At 47.1% G+C, this 278-nt stretch carries 1 protein-coding gene; it reads left to right on the top strand.

Going from position 1 to position 278, the window contains the following annotated elements:
- The coding region (locus tag QN347_RS19815; RefSeq protein ID WP_323494398.1) for a DNA polymerase at window positions 1-278 on the top strand (278 nt) is incomplete at both ends.

Below are 278 nucleotides of genomic sequence, written 5' to 3'. Positions count from 1 at the left end.
CACATGAAATTGGTATCCGCTTACTAGAGCTGGAACAAAAAGCCTACGAGCTGGCAGAGCAACCCTTCAACCTAAATTCACCCAAACAATTAGGTGAAATTTTCTTCGTCAAACTGGGTCTGCCCGTCGTCAAAAAAACGCCTTCCGGTGCGCCGTCGACCGACGAAGAAGTCTTACAAAAACTGGCAGAAAATTATCCCCTGCCCAAAGTATTGCTCGAATATCGCGGTCTCGCCAAACTCAAATCAACCTATACCGACAAGCTGCCAAAGATGGTC

The organism is Sphingomonas sp. 10B4 (genome assembly GCF_035019905.1).
GTDB lineage: Bacteria > Pseudomonadota > Alphaproteobacteria > Sphingomonadales > Sphingomonadaceae > Sphingomonas > Sphingomonas glacialis.
Note: the sequence above shows the minus strand (reverse complement) of the source record. Positions and strands in the feature narration are given on the sequence as shown.